The organism is Pseudoxanthomonas sp. 134C1 (assembly GCF_057773065.1).
On sequence record NZ_JBYMTH010000001.1, the window covers coordinates 704,022 to 726,588 of the forward strand.

Genomic DNA, 22,567 nt, shown 5'->3' on the forward strand with positions numbered 1-22,567 from the left:
CTACCATTGCGCGGTCAACTCCTTGAAGGGCCGCGTCAGGCGCATGCCGGCGGCGTCGAAATCGCGCACCCGCCGACCATCGACGGTGACCTGTTTCGGCGCGATCCGGCCCGGCCAGCTGACGGTCACGGGAACATCGGCGCGCAGGCCCTCGCCCAGCGAAATGCGCAGCTGTCCGCCCTCGCGGCGCGCGCGCAGCTTCAGCGTGCCGTGGGCGGTAGGCAGGCCATCGATGGCGAGGCCTTCGCCCGCGATCCACTCCGGCGGCGTGCCCGGCAGCAGTGACAGGTGATCATCGGCCTCGTACATCAGCATGCCGAAGATCGAACGCGCGTATTCCGAGCCGATCCACGTATGCGGCATGTCGCCCAGGTAGATGGCATGGCGCAGATCCGAATAGACGACCTCCGCGATGACCTGCCATTCGGCGGGGCGGCGATGGCGCACCAGGTCCTGCAGCAGTTCGTTGGCCTCCGCGGGCTGGCCCAGGTGGACATAGGTCAGGACGTTGCGCATTTCGTACGGCGTGTACGCATACAGCGCATCGGGCGTGCGCTTGCGCACGTCGGCCAGGTAGCGGGCGAAGGTGCGGGCGAGGGCGTCGGCCGGCATCAGATCCTGCTGGCCGGTGGGATCCAGGCCGATCGAGACGCTGGTGGGATCGTTGTCGCCCAGATCGGCGGAAGCCGGTATGTAGTCGATGCCTTTCCACGCCATCGTCGCGCGCATCGACGCCGACATCGAGGCGTGCAGCGCGGCGTACTGTTCGCGCGCCCAGGCCGCCGTTTCCCTGTCGCCCCATTGCTCGGCCAGCCAGGCGCCGTCGTGCCAACCCTTCAACGCCCAGTAGTCGTCCCAGTAGCTGTGGGTCGGCACCGGATAGCCTTCGTGGCTGATCGAGGGCGCGATGATGCCGTGGAAGCGTTCCGGGGCCTCCCGGCCGGCCTGATAGCCGGGCACCATCGTGCGTTCGCGCAGTTCCTGCAGAAAGCGCAGCGCGCGCTTCACTTCGTCCTGGTAGTCGCGGACGCTGGCCGCGCCGCAATCCAGCCGTGCGATTTCCGCGACCAGCCAGACGAACTGGCCCTGGCTGTCGTGCTCGAGGTCCGAGCCGAAACCGGTGTTGACCGAACCGTCGTCGTTGAGGATCGGCGAGACCAGTCCGTTCGGATGCACCGCGTGGCCCGCATACCATTGGAGGTAGTCGCGCGCGGTCCCGCTCATGCCCATGCGCAGCAGGATGGCCGCGGTCGCCGCGCCGTCGCGGATGAAGGAGCGGTTGTAGTTGCGCGGCCCCGGCTGCATGGCGTGGCCGCTCTGGTTGATCAGCATGTACGCCGCCTGCGCGCGCAGCATGTCCACCAGCGAGGCATCGGGCAGGCTCAGGCCGATCTTGCCCAGGCGTGATTGCCATTGCCGGGCGAGCGTGTCGGCCAGCGTGTCGAACGCGATTCCGGGTTCGTTGCCCGCCAGCAGCGCGGTCCGATCCAGCGCGGGCGCATCCGGCCACTGCCTGGCCTGGGTGTCGATGCGCGCGTTGCCCAGTGCGAACGCGATGACCACGTCGCGATGTTCGCCCGGCTGCAGTTTCACCGGATATTGCTGGATCGCCGCGGCCAGGCCGTCGGGATCCGCCACGCTGCGCTGCCCGGGAACATCGCCATCCGCCGCGTGGCGGGTGATCTCGCTTTCGCCGTGCGCGCCGAACGCGGAGACGCCCGCGGCCGAGGGCGGCGTCAACGACTGGAACAGGCGCCGTCCGTTCACCCGCACCGCGCCGTCCTCGACCGCGACGGTGTGCAGCGGGGAGAGGCCGCCGTTCTGCCACGGCGGGCTGATCTGCATCGGCCGCGTCAGCAGGGCCAGTTGCCCTTCCACCGGCTGGTCACCGGTGTTGCGCAGGCGGTACCGGACCAGGGTGACCGGCGCGCCGTTCTGTTCGACCGCGATGGCCTCGCTGCGCAGCGACAGGCCCGGCTGCGGCGACCATTCCACCGCCGGCATCGGCATCCAGCCCTCGCGCAGGCTGTGGCGCAGTTCGGTGTTGAAGGCGGCCGCGCTGCGTCCGTTGCGGTCGCGCCACACCGGCTGCACCAGCGGCGCGCCCTTGAACGCTTCCAGGTTGCCGTACTCGTCGAACACCGACTTCTGCTGGCCGGCGGGAATGCCGACCGCGGTCCAGTAGACCTGCTGCTGGTGCAGCGAGGACGGGAACAGTTCGCGGTCACGGCGCGAGGCGGCGATTTCGTAGCGCCGCAGCGGCGTCATCAGCCGCTTGGGACCGAGCAGTTGCAGCCGATCCACGATCGCACCATCGCCGCCTTCGCTCACCAGACGCAGCGCGGTGGCCTCATGCACTTCGGGCGCGGCCAGGAAAGAAGAGGTGCCGTACACGTTCGGGTCTTCGGCGAGCGTCGTCCAGCGGCCATCGGCGCCGCGCGCTTCCAGGCGCGCGCGGCTGGGCGGCATCTTCCAGGTGACTTCCAGTCCGGCCAGCGGCAATGACCGCGGCAGTTCGATTTCCAGCGGCTTGCGCTTGTCGAGCACGCGCGCGGCGCCGCCGATCCACAACGCGTCGTTGTCGCCGTCACCCATGACGCCGCGCAAACGCGGCGCGTGCGCGACCGGTTCGAATTCGCCCACCGAGACGCCCCAGTCGGCAGTGCGATCCGGCGTGGCCAGCCGCAGGTAGCGCGCCCGCACCGCCGGGAACATCACGTACTCGATGCCGCCCTTGCCGCCGGTCACGCGCACCGCGTCCTGCCATTGCCGGCCATCGTTGGAGTAGCGGATCAGGTAGTGGGTGGCGAAGCCGCCTTCCCACTGGATGAGCACGCCACCCACCGGGCTGCTGCGGCCCAGATCCACCTGGTACCAGTGGCCGGCCGAGAACGGCCCGCCCCAATAGGTCCTGGGATTGCCATCGATGCCCATCACCGGGGCCATGGCCGGGTTCGCCGTGGAGGAGCTGGTGGCCTTCCACTCGCCGCGCGGCGGCAGCGGCTGCGATGCCTGCTGGGCCTGCGCCAGCGGCAGCCAGAGCAGGGCGGTCAGGGCCAGTCCGTGGCGATGGATGAGGTGGGTGCGGCGGGAAGCGGTGGAACCGGACATCGCAAGCCCTCGGGCATGGCGGGGAAGGCCGCGGGAACCCGCGGATGCCCGGATACTAGTGATGTAAACGTTTACATGCGAGTTGCGGTGCGACATGGCCGGGCCCGGCTCCGCCCGGGAGGGAAGGGAACGCGGACTGGCCGATTCCGGATCACCGCCGCGTTGTACCGATCGAAGCACCGGCCCGCAGGCGGTTTCTTCGCCACCCGCCGCCGATGCGCCGTCGCCACGCCGCAAGGCAGGTGCGCCATGAACGATTCGGATTTCTTCCGCGCCATGCGGGCCTCGCCGGGACCGCTGGCATTCCTTTCCCTGCAGCACCCCGCGCGCCATGCCGTTCCAACGGCCCCGACCAATGAGGAACGCATGCGCGCCTACCGCGAGACCCTGCCGATCCTGCCGGGCAACAATTACGGCTGGCGTTTCCGGCAGGCGCGGTAGCGGGTGCGGCGGAACGGAACGCCCGCTCGGTTCCCGGGCGGGCGGGGCGGCCGCGGATCGGCGCGGCCGCCGGGGCGCGCTTGACCTCAAGCACGCTTGAGGGCGCATTGTTCCGCATCCCCCGCTTCCGCTGCCGCCTCCATGCTCCCGACCCTGCAGCACGCCTATCCCTACCTGCAACGCCTGGGCTACGCCGCCGCGCCTCCGCCCACTCTGGACACGTTGCGCGACCTCCAGTCGCGGCATACGGCCGAATTCCCGTTCGAAACCCTGTCCACCCTGCTGCGCATGCCGGTGCCGCTGGATCTGCCGGCGCTGGAGCGCAAGCTGCTGTTCGAGGGACGCGGCGGTTACTGCTTCGAACTCAACCGGATGTTCCTGGCGCTGCTGCAGCAACTGGGCTTCGATGCGCGCGGGCTGACCGGCCGGGTGTTGATGGAAGGTACCGCCGGCGCCGTGCCCGCGCGCACCCACATGCTGGTGCTGGTCGAACTGGACGGCGAGTCGTGGATCACCGATGTCGGCTTCGGCGGCATGGTGCCGACCGCGCCGCTGCGGCTGGACCGCATGGATGCGCAGGTCACGCCCCACGAATCGTATCGGCTGGAAGCGGCCGACGGACAGTACACCCTGCGCGCGCTCGTCGCCGGCGAATGGCGCCCGTTGTACCTCTTCGATCTGCAGCGTCAGGCTGACATCGACTACGTGGTGGGCAACTGGTACGTGTCCACCCATCCGGAATCGCCATTCCGGGATCAGCTGCGGGTGGCGCGCACCGGCCCCGGCTGGCGCAAGACCCTCAAGGGCGGCAGCTTCGCGATCCATCGCATGGGGGCGGCCAGCGAACGCCACGCCCTGGCCGATGTGGACGCGGTGATCCAGGTGCTGCACCGCGAGTTCGGCTTGCGGGTACCGGCGCAACCGGGCCTGCACGCGGCCATCGAACGCCTGCTGCCGCCGGCGACCGTGACGGCCTGAGGCCATCGGCGGCATGGGCGGCGTGGTCCCGCACGGGCTAAGCTCGACGCCGTGTCTCCTTCCGAGTGGTGTCCATGCGCATGTTCCACCTGTGCGGTTGCCTGTTCGTCCTGTGGTCCAGCCTGGCGCACGCCGCCGAACCCGCCACGCCGCCGCCCCGCGACGACGGGGTTTCGCAACGCCGCATCGCGGTCACCATCGACGATCTGCCGTGGCAGCGCCTCAACGAGAAGGCCGTGGCGGGACTGCCCGACTGGCACGCGCGGTTGATGGCGCAGTTGCGCCGGGCGGACGTCCCGGTGGTGGGGTTCGTCAACGAGGGCAAGCTGGAAGTGGATGGCGTCGCGCAGCCCGAGCGCGTGCAGATGCTGCGCGACTGGCGTGATGCCGGCTACGAGCTGGGCAACCATACCTACGGCCATGTGGATCTGCACGAAGTCGGCCTGCCGGCATTCGAAGCGGAGATCCTGAAAGGCGAGCGCGTGCTGCGCCCGCTGCTGGCCGAACGTGGCGCGGTGCCGCGCTGGTTCCGCCATCCATACCTGCGCGCCGGGCGCACCCCGGACGATCGCGCCGCGCTGACCGCTTTCCTGGACGCGCACGGCTATCGCGTCGCCCCGGTCACCGTCGACAACGGCGAATGGGTCTGGGCATTCGCCTACGCCAGCGTGCTGGCGCGGACCGCGAGCTCCGATCGCGATGCCACGCTGGATCGCCTGCGCAAGGGCTATCTGCCCTACATGCTCAACAAGCTCGATTACTACGAGCGGCAATCGCAGGCATTGCTGGGCCATGCCTTGCCGCAGGTATGGCTGATGCACGCCAACGAACTCAACGCCGTGGCATTCGCCGATCTGGTCGATGGCGCGCGGCGACGCGGCTACCGGTTCGTGAGTCTGGAAGAAGCCATGCGCGATCCCGCCTATCGGCGCGGGGAGGAAGGCTACAACGGTCGCTTCGGACCCAGTTGGCTGCATCGCTGGGCGATGGCCGAGAAGAAGCCGAAGGATTTCTACGCCGGCGAACCGTCGGTTCCGAAGTGGGTGATGGATCTGGCGGGCGTGGACGGCGAATAGGCGGGTGTCTGGCCGGGCTCCGCGCGGAGCCACGGCCGCCCCTGTACGGCCGTGCTCCGATCAGGCTGGCCCCCTGTCATCCGGCTTCCGCCGGACATCACGTTCCCGTTCCCCAACGGGATCGCGCCAGCCCTTGCTCCTCCCTGCGTCCCGCACCTCTCCATCCCCCACGCCTGGAACTACGCAGGCTTCGTGCCATCGCCGGAAATGCACGTTTTTCAAGGACATGCGAAAGGCGACTGACGTCGCCGGAGGTGACGCCGACGCCGCGCCACGTCAGTAGTTGACCCGGCGCGACCCGTGGACGGGGCCCGTGCCAACTGCGACGATGCGCCCCGGGGGACGCGCGTGCACGGGGCATGCGGGGACTGCCAGGGATTCGGAATCCGGAATGCGCAAGCGGAAATGGGGTTGGTTGTGGGTGTGCCTGGCGCCGATGGCGGCATGGGCGCAGGGAAGTGATGCGGGCACCACCGTGGATCTGGCGCCGTATCTGCGGCCGGATCAGTTCGAACGCATCAAGATTTCTCCCACCGGGGATTACTACGCGGTCACCGTGCCGCTCGAGGATCGCACCGTGCTGGCGATCATCCGGCGCTCGGATCGCGCGATCACCGCCAGGATCGGTGGCGAGCGCGATTCGGTGGTGGACGATTTCTGGTGGGCCAACAACGAGCGGGTAGTGGTGTCGATGGCCGAAAGGCTGGGCTCCCGCGACCAGCCGTCGGTGCTTGGCCAACTGCATGCGGTGAACGCCGACGGCAGTGTCGCGCGTCTGCTCGCCAGTCCGTTCGGCACCGGCGAAATCGGTAGCCGCACGGAGACGCCCGGCCCGCCCCGCGCGGTCTTTCTCACCGACACCCTGCCGGACGACGAGCGGAACGTGCTGGTCGCCGCGATGCCGTTGACGACCGACCCCTACATCTCGATCGATCGGCTAGATATCTACACGCGCCGCCGGATCACCGTGGCGACCGCGCCCGTGCGCCGCGCGGACTTCACCACCGATCAGGCCGGTGTGGTCCGTTTCGCGCTCGGCGCCGATGTGGACAATGCGAGCCGGCTCTACTATCGGGAAGGTGATCGGGCCGAGTGGCGCCTGATCAACGACGAGAACGCTACCGGGCATCGCGAGTTCCCATTGGGATTCTCGGCCGATGGCCGCACCGCCTATCTGCAGGTGGAACAGAAGAACGGACCGGATGCCATCGTCGCCTGGAACCCGGTCGACGGAACGCACGCCGAGCTGTTGCGGGATCGTGTCGTGGATCCGTTCCGCACGCTGTACGACGTCGATGGCCGGACCCCGATTGGCGTGTCCTATGTGCATGAAGGCGTGCGCAACGCCTTCTTCGACGAGAAGGGCAAGACCGCGCGGTTCTACCGCGCGCTGGAACGCGCCTTCCCCGGGCACGGCGTCCACATGACCTCGATCACCGCGGATGGCCGGCTGGCGCTGCTGTTCGTGTGGAGCGATCGCAATCACGGTGACTATTTCCTGTTCGACATCGTGGAGAAGAAGGCGGACCGGGTGTTCTCGACCCGGGAATGGTTCGACCCCGCGGTCGTCCTGCCCACCCGCCTGGTCGAGATGAAAGCGAGGGATGGCTTGCCGCTGTACGGTTACCTGACCCTGCCGCGTGACGCGGGGCCGCAGGCCCCGACGGTGTTGCTGCCGCACGGCGGTCCGTTCGGGATCTTCGACGAATGGGGATTCGACAGCGAGGCGCAGATGCTCGCCGAGGCGGGCTATGCGGTCCTGCGGGTGAACTATCGCGGTTCCGGCAACTATGGACGCGCGCATGTTCAGGCCGGTGCGCGCGAGTGGGGCGGACGGATGCAGGACGATCTCACCGACGCCACCCGCTGGGCCATCGAACAGCGCATCGCCGATCCCGGCCGCATCTGCATCTACGGCGCCAGTTACGGCGGCTACGCGGCGCTGATGGGCGCGGCCCGGGAGCCTGACCTGTATCGCTGCGCGGCGGGTTATGTGGGTGTCTACGATCTGCGCCTGATGCATCGGCGCCAATCCAACCGCAGCCGTTCCGGCAAGACCTGGGCCGGCGATTGGATGGGGCCACCCGACGCCCTGGCGGAACGCTCACCGACCACCCTGGCCTCGCGCATCAAGGTGCCGGTATTCCTCGCCGCCGGCGGACGCGACGAGCGCGCGCCGCTCGCGCATTCCGAACGCATGGAAAAAGCGCTGAAGCAGGCCGGGGTGCCGGTGGAAACGCTGTACTACAAGACCGAGGGCCACGGCTTCTATACCGAGGAGCATCGGCGCGAGTACTACACGCGCCTGCTCGCTTTCCTCTCGCGCCATCTGGGCGGCAAGACCGCGCGCTGAGTCAGGCGCGCCGGTCGCGGCCCACCCAGCCCGACACCAGCAGCAACCAGAGGCCGATCAGGACGATCACCGCCTTCTGGCTCGCGCCGCGTGGCAGATCGCGGGCGAGCACATGTACCCACAGCGCCAGAAAGCAGAGCGCGGCCAGCGAGAAGGCCGCCGCGAAGCGGTGACGGAATCCCGGATCCGCGCGCCAGCGCCAGGCTTGCAGCAGCATCGCCGCGGTGACGCAGAGGAACGCGGTCTGCGCGGCCAGGCCGTGCACGAGTCCCTGCAGGGTCATGGCGCGTCCCGGGAAGGGCGTTTCCGCCAGCGCGGTGATGATCAAGGCGACACCGGCGACGACGAACAGCAGCAACGGCGCCGCGCTGCGCGCCTGGGCCGCGCCGCTGCGCCAGGCGACCACGCCCAGACCGATCAGGCCCAGCGACAGCAATCCGTACGCGCTTTGCAGCAGCGGGCCGTACGGACCGACCAGATAGAAGCTCAGCGGCGTGCGCGCCCAGTCCAGATCAGGCCGCAGGAATTGCAGTGCCAGCGCGATAGCCAGGAACGCGGCACAGGCCCATTGCACGCCCGCGGCGAGCGGGCGCGTCCACGCCGGCACCGCGGCCTCGGATGCGGAAGCGAGGGGGGAAATGGAATCGGCTGAAACGGGGAATGGCATGGGACGCGATGGTAGCGATCCACGCGGACGAGGGTGTGGACTCATGCAAGAATGTGATGGTCGCCACGAGGCGGACGATTCGATTCCCAAGGAACCGGCACCGGCATGACGCGCAGAACCTGGCTGGGCCTGGTGATTGGCCTGACCGCGATGGCCCTCGTGGCCACCTTTTTCTTCGATCCGTTCGCGCCGAAGGTACGGCCGATCGCCGGCCCGCCGCCGACACCGCTGGGCTGGGCCGCGCAACTCGAATGGCTGGCGGGCGATGGCATCGGCGGGAACCACGATGGCCTGCCGGCGACGGCGCGCTTCGCCGATCCGTACGGGATCGCGGTGGCCGGCGACGGCACCGTGTACGTGGCCGATGGCGGCGACAACAACCGCATCCGCCGCATCGGCCGCGACGGGCAGGTCGCCACGTTCGCCGGATCGGTGGAAGGATTCCGCGACGGTGCCGGTACGGCCGCGGCGTTGCATACGCCTTCCGGCCTCGCGCTGGATCGCGCCGGCAATCTCTACGTGGCCGATACCGGCAACCATGCCATCCGCCGGATCACTCCGCAGGGCATCGTCGGCACGCTGGCCGGTACCGGCGTCGCCGGCCATCGCGACGGCCCGGCCGCGCAGGCGCAGTTCAACGGACCGACCGGCGTGGCGGTGGATGCGCAGGGCCGGGTCTACGTGGCCGACACCTACAACGATCGCATCCGCGTGATCTCGCCCGACGGCCAGGTTTCGACACTGGCGGGTGGCGAGCATCCCGGCTTCGTCGACGGCGCGGGATCGGCGGCGCGTTTCGATACGCCCACCGCGCTGGCGGTCGATGGACAGGGTGTGGTGTGGGTGGCTGATCTGCGCAACAACGCCATCCGCCACATCACCGCCGATGGCGTGGTCGGCACCGCCAGAACCTGGTGGCCGGACGGATCCTCCGGCATCGGCCGTCCGCTCGCGCTGGCGATCACCCGCGACGGCGTGATCTACGTGTCGGAAATGAATGGCGGCCGGATTCTCCAGATCGCCGCCGACGGCCATGTCCGCGTCATCACCGGACATGCGCAGCAGGAACGCCTGTCGCGTCCGGCCGGTCTGGCGCTGGACGGCCGGGATGCGCTGGTCGTCACCGATGCCACCGGTTATCGCGTCCATCGCATCGCGCCGCGCACCGCGACGCCGCCGGCGCTCGTCGCCGGTCCCGCGCCGCACGCGCCGTTGCCGGACACCCGGGGGCGCTGGCCGCTGGCGCCGCAACAGGGCTGGCATGAGGTGGTCGGCACGCTGGGCGAGGTGCGTGGCAACTTCCAGGGGGAGAATCGCGATCATCTGCACAGCGGGCTGGATATCCGCGGCGACATCGGCCAGCCGGTGCTGGCGATCGCCGACGGCAAGGTCGGCAGTCCGTATGCGGCGTGGGGATTCGGCGGCCAGGGCGAAGGCATGGGGCTGGACACGCTGGCCTACATCCACATGCGGGTGGGACGCACCGCGCGCGGCGAGGTGACGGACCCGCGCTTCCAGTTGCTGCTCGACGAAGCCGGCCAGCCCGAACGCATCCGGGTCCGGCGCGGTACGCGCTTCGCCGCCGGGGACGTGCTGGGCACCATCAACCCGATGGCGCATGTGCACCTGAGCGTCGGCGGCAGCGGCTACGAGCGCAACGCGATCGCGCTGGGCTTCACCGGCTATGCGGATTCCCAGCCGCCCCGCATCGACGGGATCCACCTGCTCGACACGCTGGAGCAGCCACTGACGGAAAAGGACGGTGGCCGCGTGGTGGTGCCGCGCGAACTGTCCGGCGTGCGGATCGTGGTCGAGGCCTGGGACCAGGTCGATCGCAACCTGCCGCGCAGGCGACTCGGCCTGTACGCGCTGGGTTACCAGATTCTTGATGCCGCGGGCCGGGCGATGCCCGGCTACGAAGCGCCGCGCATGAACATCGAGTTCAACCGCATGCCGCCGGATCCGGATGCGGTGAAGTTCGCCTACGCGGCGGACAGCGGCATCACCGTGCACGGCAGCGCGGTCACCCGCTTCCAGTACGTGGTGACCAACCGCATCCGCGACGGCGTGGTCGAAACCGCCGCGTGGCAGCCCTCCGAACTGCCGGCGGGGGAATACCTGATCCGGATCACCGCGCTGGACTACAGCGGCAATGCCGCCAGCACCCGCCGTGATATGAAGATCCTGCTGCGCTGAGTCCCCGCCCTGCGCATAGAATGACGGCCATGCCCAAGACTCCCCGCTCCAACATCGTCGCGCTCCCGGTGTCCACCGCCAGCGCGCACCGGCTCGGCTACATCGGCCGGGTGCCGACCAGCAAGGCCAGGGATGCCGATTCCTGGTTCACCCCGCCGGAGTACCTGGATTCGGTCCGGGCGGTGATGGGCGGCATCGATCTGGATCCCTTCACCTCGGAGACGGCGAACGAGATCGTCGGCGCCAAACGCATCCTGACCGTGGAGCAATCGGCCTTCGACGAGGACTGGAAAGCCGGCCCGCGCGGACGGGTGTTCATGAATCCGCCCTATTCGGCGGGCCTGTGCGCGCGCGCGGTCAACCGCTTCATCGATCAGTGGGAAGCGCGGCAGTTCGGCGAGGGCGTGGTGCTGGTCAACAACGCCACCGATACGCGCTGGTTCAACGTGCTGGTCGCGCGCTGCACCCGCATCTGCTTCACCCACCACCGCATCAGCTTCTGGAACGCCGACCGCAAGCACATCTCCGGCAACACGCGCGGGCAGGCATTCTTCTATTTCGGCAGGAACGCGGACAAGTTCGCCCGCATCTTCGGCAAGCACGGCTTCGTGGTGACGCCGGTCGGCGAGGCCGGACCAGGCTGACCTGTCCGCGCCCGGCGGATCGGCCGCGGGCGCGAAAGGTCGATGCGACTCAGGGGCGCGCGGCCACCACCTTGGCCTTGGCATCCGGCGCATCGTCGTTTCCGCTGACTTCCAGCAGGCGCAGCGGCGCGCCGTCATGGCGATACTCCAGCGCGGACTGCACGGCATTGATCGCCTGCACCTGCGAGCACAGGCCATCCGCGCGCGCCTCGATGGCCTTCGTGCGTGCTTCCAGCATCTGCTCCAGTTCCCGGTCCATCTTGTCCGCGCGCGCTTCCAGTTGGCTGGCGCGGCCGGTGAATACGCTCCACAGCGCACTGCGTCCGATCATCGAGGCCATCGACTCGGCGGCGTTCTCGATGTTCGCCTCGAAGTTCTCGTCGAAGACCTCCTGATCCCAGCGTCCACGGCCCAGGGTCCGATCCACGTGCGCGATCGCCTCGCCGCGGAAGTCATCCACCTTGCGGGCCTTGCGCTTGCTGCCGGTCATGGCTTCGACCACGCCGGACAGCGCATCGAAGGTCACGTTGACCGAGTCGCGCGCCAGCCCGGCCACTTCCGGCATCAACGCGTAGGCCTGGTACTCGAGCTGACGCAGGCGCTGGGCGTCGGCATCGCTGATCGCGCGGACCTTGCGATCCACGCTCAGCTCGCCATTGTGGAAAAACACTTCGCGCGGCGAGCCCTCGTCGCGATACAGCCAGACGCCGCCGGTATCGACCAGCACGTTGTAGGGCGTGCTGAAACCGCATTGTCGGGAATCGACGTCCGGCCGCACCGGTTCATCGGCGCTGGCGGCCAACGGCAGCAGTGCAAGGAGGGAAAGGACGAGCGGCAGCGGACGCATGGCGGCAACCGGGAGCGGGGCGGTGGCGAGAGCATCGGGGAAGCCGGCGGGCACGGCCCGTGGGAAAAGTCATGGTGACTGTCGCCGCATCGGGTCGGTCGGGCGCTATGCTGGCGCGATGACGCCCTATATCGCCCTGCTGCGCGCCGTGAACGTCGGCGGCACCGGAAAACTGCCGATGGCCGATCTGCGCGCCATGTGCGAGGACGCGGGTTTCCAGCGGGTGCGTACCTACATCGCCAGCGGCAATGTCGTGTTCGACAGCAATCGCACGCCGGCGCAGGCGAAAGCCGCGCTGGAAAAGCGCCTGGCCGCCTACGCCGGAAAGCCGGTCGGGGTGGTGCTGCGGCGACGGGATGAACTCGAGCGCGCATTGGCGGCGCAGCCCTTCGCCGGGGCCGCGCCCAACCGGGTGGTGGTGATTTTCCTGGACGATCCGCCGCCGGCCGATGCGCTCGACACCCTGCGGCACCAGCGCGATGAACAACTGGCGCTCGGCGAGCGCGAGATCTATGTCCACTACGGCGACGGCATGGCGGATTCGCGACTGGTCATTCCGGCCGCGCGCGCCGGCACCGGACGCAATCTCAATACCATCGCCAAGCTGATCGAGATGGCGGCGGCCTAGGCGACCGCCTTCCCGGTGAAATCCGTTACCAGCTGACCCGCAAACCGAGGTTGCCTTCCACGGTTTCGCGATCGCGGCCCGCATCGCCGGTATCGGTGGTGTAGTCGGCGGTCAGGTACAGGCTGAAGCGGTCGTTGAACTTCGCCACCACGCCGCCGCCGAGTTCGACGGCGTTGTAGCCCTTCAGCGTCACCAGTTCGTCGCGATCCATGCGAACCACGTCGCGGCCGCCGAAGCCGTGCCAGTAGTTGAGCTTGAGGTAGGGCTGCCACAGTCCCGCCGAGGTCGGGAAGTCGGCGGCCAGGCGCAGGCCGACCCGGCCGGTGAATGTGCTGTCGATGTCGAAGGCCACGTGGGCGAAGCGGTCGTCCTGATCATCGAGATCGGCGTGCTGCCAGATGATCTGGGCCTGCGGTTCCAGCGACCAGCGCGACCCTTCGCGCCAGCGGACCGGGCGCCCGACTTCGAACGACGCGGTCAGTCCGCCGCCGTCGAGGTCGACGCCCAGCCCGCGGCTGGAATTCGCGCGACCGTCGTAGCGGCTCGCCATCAGGACCGCGTCCAGGTAGCCGCCATGCTCACCGATGCGGGACCAGTACAGGCCCAGGTGATCCTCATCCAGGCGGTTCTTGCCGACCGTCAGGTTGTACCAGCCCAGCGCGAAGCCGCGGATGTCGCCATCGGCGCGGGTGCGGCCGATGAACAACCCGGCGTGATGGCGCGCATCGCCGCGCTCGTTCCGCCACGCATGCAGATCCACGCCGGCCTGCACGCCGGTGACGCTGCCGTCGAAGGTCGGCGCGACCGTGCCGCGCCAATCCTGCCGCGTGTTCTGTCCGAGCATCCGACCCCAGGCGGTACGAAAACCGCCATCGCGATCCAGCAGCGCCTGTTCGCCCTGGCGCTCGTGGAAGGTGCCGAGGCTGACCAGCGACATCTGCTGCAGGATCGGCGTGACCACCGCGTAGACCGCCGACTCGACCCGGTACAACGGGACCACTTCGTCGGTCGAAGGCCGCGCGCCGGGCGTGGGAGGCTGGCGGTCGGGTGTCGGCAACGGCGCGGGATTCTCCGGGACCGGCGGTTCGGGCGGTGGCGGGGAGGGCGGTGGTGCCGGCGGGGGTTCAGCGGGTGGAGGCGGCGGTTCTTCGCCGGGGTTCTCCGGATCCGGATCCGGCACGTCCGGATCGCCCGGCAATTGCGGCGGCGGCGGAGGAGGCGGTGGTGGCAGCTCGGGCGGCGGCGGCGCGGGTGGTTCGGGAGGCGGTGGTGGCGGCGTGGGTGGAGTCGGCGTGGTGGGGTCCGGCGCCGGCGCGGGTGTCGGTGGTTCCGGCACGTTCACCAGGGTCGAACGCAGGTACCAGTTTTCGGTGGTGCCCTCGCTCACGCCTCCCTTGAACAGGAAGTACTCGAAAGCGCCCGCGGCCACCGGCGAGAACAGCGCGAAGGCATCCGACGTGGAGGTCGCGCCTTCGATCGACTGCACCACCAGGATGCCGTCCAGCGTCGTCGCCGCGCCGCCGCCGCCCAGGTTGATGATGCCCAGCCCCGTGCTGCCGCTGGCGTGGCCGCCGGAAATGATCAAGCGATCGGAGGCCGACTGATCATCGCCCAGCACCGTCTGCAGATACACCGCGGCGTTGTTGCCGATGTAGTTGCCGGCGATGGTGAAGGTGTCGCTGGCGCCACCGGTATTGCCGTTGGTCAGATCGATGCGGCCGGCGTTGACGAAGGTGATCGGTTGCGTGCCATCGAATGCATGTATGCCGGTGTTCCAGCCCCCGCCGGCATAGAGCGTGCTGCTGGCATCCACGTTCAGGGTGCCGCTGCCGCTGGCGGCATCGCCCAGCACCAGATCGGTGTCGAAGCTCAGCTCGGTGTCGTCGCGAACGTCGACCTGTTCCCAGCGTTGGAGCCGGGACGGCCCGCCCGTGGAGATGTTGGACAGCGACAGCGCGTCGGTTCCGAGGCCCCCGTCGAGCAGCGGCGTCGCGCCGAGATGCGATTGATTGAGGCTGGTCAACGACGCCGTGTCGTCGCCTTCACCCAGATCGATGGTGCCATGGATGACGCCTCCGCCATTCCATTCGAACACGTCATTGCCGAAACTCACGCGGATCTCGCCACGCACCGTACCGCCGGTGACGGTGATGCGATCGTCGCCGCCGCTCACGCTGATGTTGCCGCCGATGTAGCCATCGGAGAGGCGGATGGTGTCGCGTCCGAAGCCGGTCACCAGGTTGCCGTCGATGGTGCCGCCGGACATGTCGAAGGTGTTGTCGTCCAGCTTCATGTTGACCCGGCCGATACGACCGCCGGTCATCTCCGCGTAGTCGCCATCCTCGAACGCGCCGACGATGCGTCCGCCGGTCATGCGGAACGTGTCGAGGTTGTCGCCCTGCAACAGCGCGCCAATCTGACCGCCGCTCATGACGAAGTCGTCCACCCCGCGACCCTGCTGGACCGTACCGTCGAGCGTGCCGCCGGTGACCAGCATGCGATCGGCGCCATCACCCTGGTCCACCTGGCCGGTGACGGTGCCGGCATGCAGTTCGAACACGTCGCCGCCGCTTCCGAAGGCCACCGCGGTGGTGGCGCCACGGATCTCGCCACGGTTGATGAGCGTATTGCCCGCGTTGCCGGTGAACGCCACGCCGATGCCGGCCTGCGACACGATGCTGCCTTCGTTGGTCAGCGTGCCCGCGCCACTGCTCTGCACCCCGGCGGCGCCAGCGCCCTGCGCCAGCACGCTGCCGGTATTGGACAGGACATGCCCGCTGCCGCCGTTGACACGCAAGCCCGCGGCGCCGGGACCATGGGTGGTGATGCTGCCCGCATTGTCGAGCCGGTTGTTGCTGCCGCCATCGGAGAACAGCCCGTTGGCGTTGGCGCCGCGGGTGACGATGTCGCCGCCGGCGGCATTGCTCAGGACGTTCCCACTGCCGTTCGCCTGCATGCCATCGGCGTTGTCGCCGCTGGTGTCCACGATGCCGTGATTGATCAAGGTATTGCCGTCGCCTTCGGCGAACATCGCGTCCCAGGTGTTGCCGGCGGCCAGAGTGATGCTGCCGGCATTGTCGGCGCGGCTCCGGTCGCGAAGGTGGAGGCCGGGTGAGGCGGCCACCTGCAGTGCCGCGCCCTCTTCGACCGTCACGCTTACGTCCGTGCTGCCTGCCTGCGCGATGATGCCGGTCGTGAAGGGATTGGGCGCGGCCGGCGTGCAGACCACGCTCTGTCCGGTGGCGGGCGAGGCGGAATTGCAGTCGGCCAGCGCAAGTGCCGGGAGCATCAGGCCAAGACCGCCGATCACGCCGGCGGATGGCATGTGCAGCAGTCGAAGGATGGACACGGCGAGGCGATGCGGGCGGTTGGGGCGCACGGGACTTCCTCCCTGGAGACGAAGAGCGGTCTCCGGCGCGCGATGGACGTCACGGCGGAGTACGGCACGACAGGTCCTGCACCAGCGATGGGGCATCCGCGGGTGAGCCACGGTGCGCCGAGGAGAGTCTTATTACGATTTCATTCCCACATCAAGCGCGAAATGGCGGCTCGGCGCACGCAAGATTCAAAAGCGTGATAGCGCGCACCCGTGCCTTTCAATCCACCGGCTTGAGCAGATCGCGCACGTCCACCGAAAGCGCATTGGCCAGCCGCTCCAGTCCGTCGATGGAAATATTGGTGACGCAGCGTTCGAGCTGGGACACGTAGGTGCGATGGAACTCGCCCAGTTCGGCCAGTTCCTCCTGGCTCAAATCACGCGCTTTCCGCAGCCGTTTCAGATTGGCGGAGATGCGCTGTCGCGCGGTGGCGGAAGATGCTTTCGGCATGCGCCCAGCGTCACCGGCTACCGTTTGACAATCTACAGAGCATTCATCTACCGTGTTTGAATCTCGTGTTCGTCAACCGGAAAACATCGGGACGCGGCAGGAGACCGCATCGACCTGAACGCACAAGGAGGTTGCCCGTGCATCCGTATTCAAAAAGTGAAATTCCTCACCGGGATAGCGATGAGCCCGCCACCGGGGGCTGCGCGGATTTCGGTGAGTCCGGTGATTCCGCTGATGCCGGCGAGACATCATTGGCGCAGCTGTTGCACCTGCTGCAGGGCGCGTACGAGCCGGTGCTTGCCGATGTCGGCATCACCCGATTCCCGCCGGCCCGCCTGGACGCCCTGCATGGCGGCGCTTCGCGCGAAGCCGAGGCCTGTCTGGACCGGGCGCAGCTGATGCTCCATCTGATGGAAGATGCCCTGGAAAGCGAACGCCCACCGGAGCCCGCGCTGCTGCTGCGGGTGGCCCGGCAGGTGGGCCGCACCCTGGTCGATCATCGCCGCTGGCGGGATCTGGCCGACAACGCGGCGTATTACCGGGACCATCCCGGTGTGAAGGCGCGGATCAGCGCGCAACTGTAAGCCGCGCGACGGCGGCGCGTCAGCCCAGGCCGACCCGCCGCCGCTCCAGGCCCATGTCGTGCACCGGCCGCACCTCGATGCAGCCGAACCGCGACCACGGGAACTCGTGGGCGATACGTACGGCTTCGTCCAGGCTGTCGGCTTCGATCAGATTGAAGCCGGCCAGCACTTCCTTGGTTTCCGCGAACGGACCATCGGTGATGGTGGACTGGCCGTGGCGGATCCGCAGGGAACGCGCGGTCCGTGCGGGCTCCAGCTGCTGGCTTGCAATCAGGGTGCCGGCCTGCTTCAGCTCGTCGGCATGGCTCAGGCAGCCGTGCATCAGGCGGTCGTACTCGGCCGCGGGCAGGGTTTCCAGCAGCGTGTCATCGGTATAGACCAGCAACAGATATTGCATGCCTTGCTCCAGGGGGACGGGGGGCGCCCGCCGGAGCGCGCATGATGCCGCAGATCCGGGCGGGATGCGCGCATCCTCCCGTGCGTCCGTCGCAGCGGCCGAGACCGGCCCCGCCGAGAGTGCGGGCTTCCCCGGAAATTTTTTCGCGGGGTTGTCGATCCCGGCCCTTCACACCCGTCGTACCCAGTAAGCAGCGATGCTCCGCCCGCCGGACGCTGTCCTACCCATTCCAATCCGAAGGAGTACGACATGAAAGTGATGGTATTCGTGAAAGCCAACGCCGAAACCGAGGCCGGCGTGATGCCCACCCGGCAGGAACTCGAAGACATGGGCCGCTTCAACGAGGAGTTGGTCAATGCCGGCGTCATGCTGGCAGGCGAAGGCCTGCGCCCGACCTCGCACGCCGCGCGCGTGCGCTTCGACGGCAAGCAGCGCACCGTCATCGACGGTCCCTTCACCGAAACCAAGGAACTCATCGCCGGCTTCTGGATCTGGCAGGTGCGCTCGCTGGACGAAGCGATCGAATGGCTCAAGCGCGCGCCCTTCGACGGTGGCGCCGAGGTCGAGATCCGTCCGTTCTTCGAACTCGATGATTTCGGTTCGGCATTGACCCCCGAACTGCGCGAACAGGAAGAGCGTCTGGCCGCGCGTATCGCCGATTCGAACTGACTGACCCGACCAACCCCATCCCACCCGGACAAGAAGGAATCTTCCCATGCGTCTCAAGCACTATCTCAGTTTCGATGGCGACTGCCGTCAGGCCCTGACCTGGTATGCCGGCCTGCTGGGGGGCCAGGTCACCGCGATGCAGAGCTTCGGCGAAACCCCCGGCTGCGAAGATCTGCCGGCCGAGCTCAAGGCCAGGATCCTGCACGGCCGTGTCGACGTCGGCGCGTTCAGCCTGATGGGAACCGACGCCACGCCCGATCATCCGTATCAGGGCGTCACCGGCGCCTACGTGGTGATCGATCTGGATGATCCGGCACAGGCCGAATCACTGTTCGCGGCATTGTCCGAAGATGCGAATACCGTCGAGATGCCGCTGCAGCAGACGTTCTGGGCGCGGCGTTACGCCATCCTGGCCGATCGCCACGGCGTGCGCTGGATGATCAACTGCATCTGATGCGCCATGTAGATGTCCATGCGTCCGCCAGGCAACGCGGTGGACCGTGGATGACCCGCGGCATCAAATCATTTCGCTGACCCTTTCCCCTCCTTGCAAGGAACACTCCAATGTCCACGCAGATCTTCGTCAACATCGCCGTCTCCGACATGGCCCGCTCGAAAGCGTTCTATGAAGGCCTCGGCTACCACTTCAACCCGCAGTTCACCAACGAGCAGGGCGCCTGCCTGGTCATCAGCGACACCATCTACGTGATGCTGCTGACGCGCGAGTTCTTCCAGGGCTTCACCGACAAGGCCCTGAGCGATCCCGCCACGCATGCCCAGGCCATCCTGTGCCTGTCCGCGGACGACCGCGCCGGCGTCGACACGTTGGCCGACGCGGCCATCGCGGCGGGTGGCCGCCAACCACGCGAGCCGCAGGATCACGGTTTCATGTACCAGCGCAGCTTCGAGGATCCCGACGGCCACCTGTGGGAAGTCGTGTACATGGACATGGCCGCGATGCCGGCGCAGGAGCCGGCCGGGGAGCAGGCATCGTGAAACTCGTTGTCACCGCTTTCGTGAGTCTGGACGGTGTCGTGCAGGCCCCCGGCGGTCCGGACGAGGATCGCAGTGGCGGTTTCCGCCATGGTGGCTGGGCGGCTCCGTACTTCGACGAGGCGATGCTCGATCTGATCAACGACAGCATGGGCGAGCTCGACGCGCTGTTGCTGGGGCGCCGGACCTACGAGATGTTCGCCGCCCACTGGCCACACGTCGGTGACGAGGATCCGGTGGCCGCGCGTTTCAATCGCATTCCGAAATATGTCACCACCCGCACGCTCGACGCGCTGTCCTGGACAGGCAGCGAACGGTTGGGTCCCGACGTGGTGGCCGACATCCGTCGCCTCAAACGGCAGCGTGGCCGGGAACTGCAGGTGCACGGCAGCGGTGGATTGGTGCAGACGCTGCTGCGCGAGGATCTGATCGACGAACTGCAGCTGTGGTGGTTCCCGGTGACCCTGGGCGAAGGCAAGCGCCTGTTCGCCGACGGCACCGCGCCGGCGTCCCTGGGCCTGCGGTCGCACCGCGCCTTCGATACCGGCGTGTCCCGCCAGTGCTACCGCATCGAAGGCAGGCCGGAATACGGCTACTTCGGTCTTGAAGAACCCTCGGCGGAAGAAATCGAACGCCAGCGGAAAATCGCGGCGGGCGAGGACTGATCGCGGACAACCCGGGAGCTTTCCATGTCACGTCTGCGTTTCCGTATTTCGATATCGCTGGACGGCTATGTCGCCGGCCCCGACCAGAGCGTCCAGAACCCGCTGGGCATCGGCGGGGAACGCCTTCACCATTGGGTGACCGCGCTGGAGACATGGCGCCGCGCGCATGGCATGGAAGGCGGCGAGGTCAATGCGAGCACGGCCGTGATGGAGGAATCGCTCGCCAACATCGGGGCGACGGTGATGGGGCGCAACATGTTCGGCGGGCATCCCGGCGGATGGAACCACGACAGGCCATGGAACGGGTGGTGGGGCGATGATCCGCCCTTCCACCATCCCGTGTTCGTGCTGACCCACCATCCGCGCCCGCCGCTGATCCTCGGCGATACCCGTTTCCATTTCGTCACCGATGGCATCCGCGCCGCGCTCGATCAGGCACGTCGCGCCGCCGGGGGGCGCGACATCGCCCTCGCCGGCGGTGCGCAGGCGGCACGGCAGTACCTGGCGGAAGGATGGGTGGACGAGATGGAACTCCATCTGGCGCCGGTGCTGCTCGGAAACGGCGAGCGCCTTTTCGAACAGCTGGGCGATGATTTGCATGGCCTGTCACTGGTGCGCACGGTGGCAACGCCCGCGGTGGTGCATCTGAAGTTCGAGCGTCGCGACGGCGCGCGCGGTCCGCTGCGCTGACCGGAGGAAGGATGGCGATGAAATACCTGTGCCTCGGCTACTTCGACCCGGAACGGATGGACGCGTGCCCGCCGGATCAGATCGACCAGGCGATGCGGCAATGCCAGCCACATCTGGAGGAACTGTACGGAAGCGGTCAGGTCATCCTGGACGCGGGCATGGCCCGCGAAAGCCGCAGCCTGCGGCGGGTGGGCGATGCGGTGCAGGTGGCCGAGGGACCTTTCGCACCGGGACCGGCGCGGATTGGCAGTGCCTTCCTCATCGAGGCGGACGACATCGAGCATGCCGTCCGGATCGCGATGCTGCACCCGACCACCCGCCTCGATGCGGGCGAAGCGTGGGGCTGGGGAATCGAGATCCGGCCCCTTCATTACTTCGAGCTGGATGGATAGAGGTCGATGACGAAGCGGCTTCCGGACGGCCGCGCCCACGGAAGGCGAATCGCCCGCGGACCCGGACGGGAGGGGTGCGTCGATGAGGTCTTCGCCATTCAGCTTGCGCGCCGCGCCGGCCGGTGTTCAGATCGCCGGTCATGGCTGCCCACGACCTGCACCGCACCCTCGACGCGCTCTGGCGGATGGAGTCTCCCCGCCTGATCGCCCGGCTCACCCGCATGCTGGGCGACGTCGGGCTGGCCGAGGAAATGGCCCAGGACGTGCTGGTATCCGCACTCGAACGCTGGCCGGTGGCGGGCGTTCCGGACAATCCCGCGGCCTGGCTGATGACCGCCGCCAAGCACCGCGCCATCGATCGCCTGCGCCAGCATCAGCTGCATGCGCGCAAGCACGACGAGTTGGCCTACGAACTGGATGGGCAGGACATGCCCGGGCCTGACGACAGCGACCGGCTGGAAGACGATATCGGCGACGACCTGCTGCGCCTGGTCTTCATCGCCTGCCACCCGGTGCTCTCCACGGAAGCGAGGGCGGCGCTGACCCTGCGCCTGCTGGGCGGATTGTCGACCGACGAGATCGCGCGAGCCTTCCTGCAATCGGAACCGACCATCGCCCAGCGCATCGTGCGTGCAAAGCGCACGCTGGCGCAGAAGCAGGTGCCGTTCGAAGTCCCGCGCCGCGGCGAACTGGCCGAGCGTCTCGATTCGGTGCTGGAAATCGTCTACCTGATTTTCAACGAAGGCTACTCCGCCACCGCCGGTGACGACTGGATGCGTCCATCGTTGTGCGAAGAGGCGCTGCGCCTGGGGCGGGTGTTGGCCGGACTGGTGCCTGACGAGCCCGAAGTGCATGGCTTGTTGGCCCTGATGGAGTTGCAGGCATCCCGCTCGCGTGCACGCACGGCTCCCGATGGAACCCCGATCCTGCTGCTGGAGCAGGACCGCGCGCGCTGGGATCGTCTGCAGATCCAGCGTGGCCTCCAGGCGCTGGAACGATCGGCGCGACAGGGCGGCGCGCGGATGCCCTACACCCTCCAGGCCGCCATCGCCGCGTGCCACGCACGGGCCCTGCGCGCCGAACAGACCGATTGGGCCCGTATCGCCACGCTGTATGCGCAACTGGCGGCGGTAATGCCCTCGCCGGTGGTCGAACTCAATCGCGCGGTGGCCCTCAGCCGTGCCGAAGGCGCCGCCGCCGCGCTGCCGCTGGTGGACGCGCTCGGTGATGAGCCATTGCTGCGCGAGTACCCGCAACTGCCCGCTGTCCGGGGCGATCTGCTGGAACAACTGGGCCGCCGGAGCGAAGCGCGCGCAGCTTTCGAACGCGCCGCCGCCCTGACCCGCAATGCCCGCGAACGCGATCTGATGCTGGCGCGCGCGGCGGCGTGTGCGGAATCGTAGAAAGCA

21 protein-coding genes are annotated in these 22,567 nt (G+C 68.2%); 15 read left to right on the plus strand and 6 right to left on the minus strand.

Features of this window, described 5'->3' with window-relative positions:
- Positions 1 to 3,111, minus strand: a complete 3,111-nt coding sequence (locus AC3DEZ_RS03085; protein ID WP_488386892.1) for a discoidin domain-containing protein — start codon at positions 3,109 to 3,111, stop codon at positions 1 to 3.
- A gap of 249 nt (positions 3,112 to 3,360) precedes the next feature.
- Here AC3DEZ_RS03085 and AC3DEZ_RS03090 point away from each other — a divergent pair, with 249 nt between their 5' ends.
- From AC3DEZ_RS03090 to AC3DEZ_RS03105, 4 genes are all read left to right on the plus strand, one after another.
- Positions 3,361 to 3,552 carry a hypothetical protein gene (locus AC3DEZ_RS03090; RefSeq protein WP_488386893.1) on the plus strand — a complete coding sequence of 64 codons (192 nt, stop codon included), beginning with the start codon at positions 3,361 to 3,363 and terminating at the stop codon, positions 3,550 to 3,552.
- 141 nt (positions 3,553 to 3,693) lie between these two features.
- Complete coding sequence (locus tag AC3DEZ_RS03095) at positions 3,694 to 4,530, plus strand: arylamine N-acetyltransferase family protein (RefSeq protein WP_488386894.1); 837 nt, start codon at positions 3,694 to 3,696, stop codon at positions 4,528 to 4,530.
- Positions 4,531 to 4,610: 80 nt separating this feature from the next.
- Positions 4,611 to 5,606 carry a polysaccharide deacetylase family protein gene (locus tag AC3DEZ_RS03100; protein WP_488387045.1) on the plus strand — a complete coding sequence of 332 codons (996 nt, stop codon included), beginning with the start codon at positions 4,611 to 4,613 and terminating at the stop codon, positions 5,604 to 5,606.
- Between the two features lie 391 nt (positions 5,607 to 5,997).
- The gene (locus AC3DEZ_RS03105; RefSeq protein WP_488386895.1) at positions 5,998 to 7,959 is read left to right on the plus strand and encodes an alpha/beta hydrolase family protein; all 1,962 of its coding nucleotides are present in this window, start codon (positions 5,998 to 6,000) and stop codon (positions 7,957 to 7,959) included.
- Position 7,960: 1 nt separating this feature from the next.
- On the opposite strand, the gene AC3DEZ_RS03110 is transcribed toward AC3DEZ_RS03105, so the two are convergent.
- Positions 7,961 to 8,626, minus strand: coding sequence for a DUF998 domain-containing protein (locus AC3DEZ_RS03110; RefSeq protein ID WP_488386896.1), 666 nt, complete (start codon positions 8,624 to 8,626; stop codon positions 7,961 to 7,963).
- A gap of 105 nt (positions 8,627 to 8,731) precedes the next feature.
- Here AC3DEZ_RS03110 and AC3DEZ_RS03115 point away from each other — a divergent pair, with 105 nt between their 5' ends.
- Positions 8,732 to 10,822 carry a gluconolaconase gene (locus tag AC3DEZ_RS03115; protein WP_488386897.1) on the plus strand — a complete coding sequence of 697 codons (2,091 nt, stop codon included), beginning with the start codon at positions 8,732 to 8,734 and terminating at the stop codon, positions 10,820 to 10,822.
- Between the two features lie 29 nt (positions 10,823 to 10,851).
- Positions 10,852 to 11,466 carry a DNA N-6-adenine-methyltransferase gene (locus AC3DEZ_RS03120; RefSeq protein ID WP_488386898.1) on the plus strand — a complete coding sequence of 205 codons (615 nt, stop codon included), beginning with the start codon at positions 10,852 to 10,854 and terminating at the stop codon, positions 11,464 to 11,466.
- Positions 11,467 to 11,515: 49 nt separating this feature from the next.
- Here the strand turns inward: AC3DEZ_RS03120 and AC3DEZ_RS03125 are convergent, their stop codons facing one another.
- Positions 11,516 to 12,313, minus strand: a complete 798-nt coding sequence (locus AC3DEZ_RS03125; protein ID WP_488386899.1) for a DUF2884 family protein — start codon at positions 12,311 to 12,313, stop codon at positions 11,516 to 11,518.
- A 118-nt stretch (positions 12,314 to 12,431) separates the two neighbouring features.
- Here AC3DEZ_RS03125 and AC3DEZ_RS03130 point away from each other — a divergent pair, with 118 nt between their 5' ends.
- The gene (locus tag AC3DEZ_RS03130; protein WP_488386900.1) at positions 12,432 to 12,941 is read left to right on the plus strand and encodes a DUF1697 domain-containing protein; all 510 of its coding nucleotides are present in this window, start codon (positions 12,432 to 12,434) and stop codon (positions 12,939 to 12,941) included.
- A gap of 25 nt (positions 12,942 to 12,966) precedes the next feature.
- Here AC3DEZ_RS03130 and AC3DEZ_RS03135 read toward each other — a convergent pair whose 3' ends face one another.
- Together AC3DEZ_RS03135 and AC3DEZ_RS03140 are read right to left on the minus strand one after the other, a co-directional pair.
- The gene (locus AC3DEZ_RS03135; protein ID WP_488386901.1) at positions 12,967 to 16,290 is read right to left on the minus strand and encodes an autotransporter family protein; all 3,324 of its coding nucleotides are present in this window, start codon (positions 16,288 to 16,290) and stop codon (positions 12,967 to 12,969) included.
- A 247-nt stretch (positions 16,291 to 16,537) separates the two neighbouring features.
- Entirely contained in the window at positions 16,538 to 16,768 is a 231-nt protein-coding gene (locus tag AC3DEZ_RS03140) for a helix-turn-helix domain-containing protein (RefSeq protein WP_447104350.1), read from the minus strand.
- Between the two features lie 251 nt (positions 16,769 to 17,019).
- Between AC3DEZ_RS03140 and AC3DEZ_RS03145 the strand changes: the two genes are divergently transcribed.
- A complete protein-coding gene (locus AC3DEZ_RS03145; RefSeq protein ID WP_488386902.1) occupies positions 17,020 to 17,352 on the plus strand; it encodes a hypothetical protein in 333 nt (110 codons plus the stop codon).
- A 19-nt stretch (positions 17,353 to 17,371) separates the two neighbouring features.
- Here the strand turns inward: AC3DEZ_RS03145 and AC3DEZ_RS03150 are convergent, their stop codons facing one another.
- The gene (locus AC3DEZ_RS03150) at positions 17,372 to 17,749 is read right to left on the minus strand and encodes a YciI family protein (RefSeq protein ID WP_447104352.1); all 378 of its coding nucleotides are present in this window, start codon (positions 17,747 to 17,749) and stop codon (positions 17,372 to 17,374) included.
- Between the two features lie 249 nt (positions 17,750 to 17,998).
- Between AC3DEZ_RS03150 and AC3DEZ_RS03155 the strand changes: the two genes are divergently transcribed.
- The 7 genes from AC3DEZ_RS03155 (at position 17,999) to AC3DEZ_RS03185 (ending at position 22,561) form a co-directional block, all read left to right on the plus strand.
- Positions 17,999 to 18,418 carry a YciI family protein gene (locus AC3DEZ_RS03155; protein ID WP_447104353.1) on the plus strand — a complete coding sequence of 140 codons (420 nt, stop codon included), beginning with the start codon at positions 17,999 to 18,001 and terminating at the stop codon, positions 18,416 to 18,418.
- A gap of 46 nt (positions 18,419 to 18,464) precedes the next feature.
- Entirely contained in the window at positions 18,465 to 18,872 is a 408-nt protein-coding gene (locus tag AC3DEZ_RS03160) for a VOC family protein (RefSeq protein ID WP_488386903.1), read from the plus strand.
- Between the two features lie 110 nt (positions 18,873 to 18,982).
- Complete coding sequence (locus tag AC3DEZ_RS03165) at positions 18,983 to 19,414, plus strand: VOC family protein (protein WP_488386904.1); 432 nt, start codon at positions 18,983 to 18,985, stop codon at positions 19,412 to 19,414.
- Positions 19,411 to 20,076, plus strand: a complete 666-nt coding sequence (locus AC3DEZ_RS03170; protein WP_488386905.1) for a dihydrofolate reductase family protein — start codon at positions 19,411 to 19,413, stop codon at positions 20,074 to 20,076. The genes AC3DEZ_RS03165 and AC3DEZ_RS03170 overlap by 4 nt, the downstream gene beginning before the upstream one ends.
- A 24-nt stretch (positions 20,077 to 20,100) precedes the next feature.
- Complete coding sequence (locus tag AC3DEZ_RS03175) at positions 20,101 to 20,766, plus strand: dihydrofolate reductase family protein (protein WP_488386906.1); 666 nt, start codon at positions 20,101 to 20,103, stop codon at positions 20,764 to 20,766.
- Between the two features lie 17 nt (positions 20,767 to 20,783).
- Positions 20,784 to 21,158: a YciI family protein gene (locus AC3DEZ_RS03180; RefSeq protein WP_488386907.1), complete on the plus strand. Its 375-nt coding sequence runs from the start codon at positions 20,784 to 20,786 to the stop codon at positions 21,156 to 21,158.
- 140 nt (positions 21,159 to 21,298) lie between these two features.
- Positions 21,299 to 22,561, plus strand: a complete 1,263-nt coding sequence (locus AC3DEZ_RS03185) for an RNA polymerase sigma factor (RefSeq protein ID WP_488386908.1) — start codon at positions 21,299 to 21,301, stop codon at positions 22,559 to 22,561.
- Positions 22,562 to 22,567 lie beyond the last annotated feature (6 nt).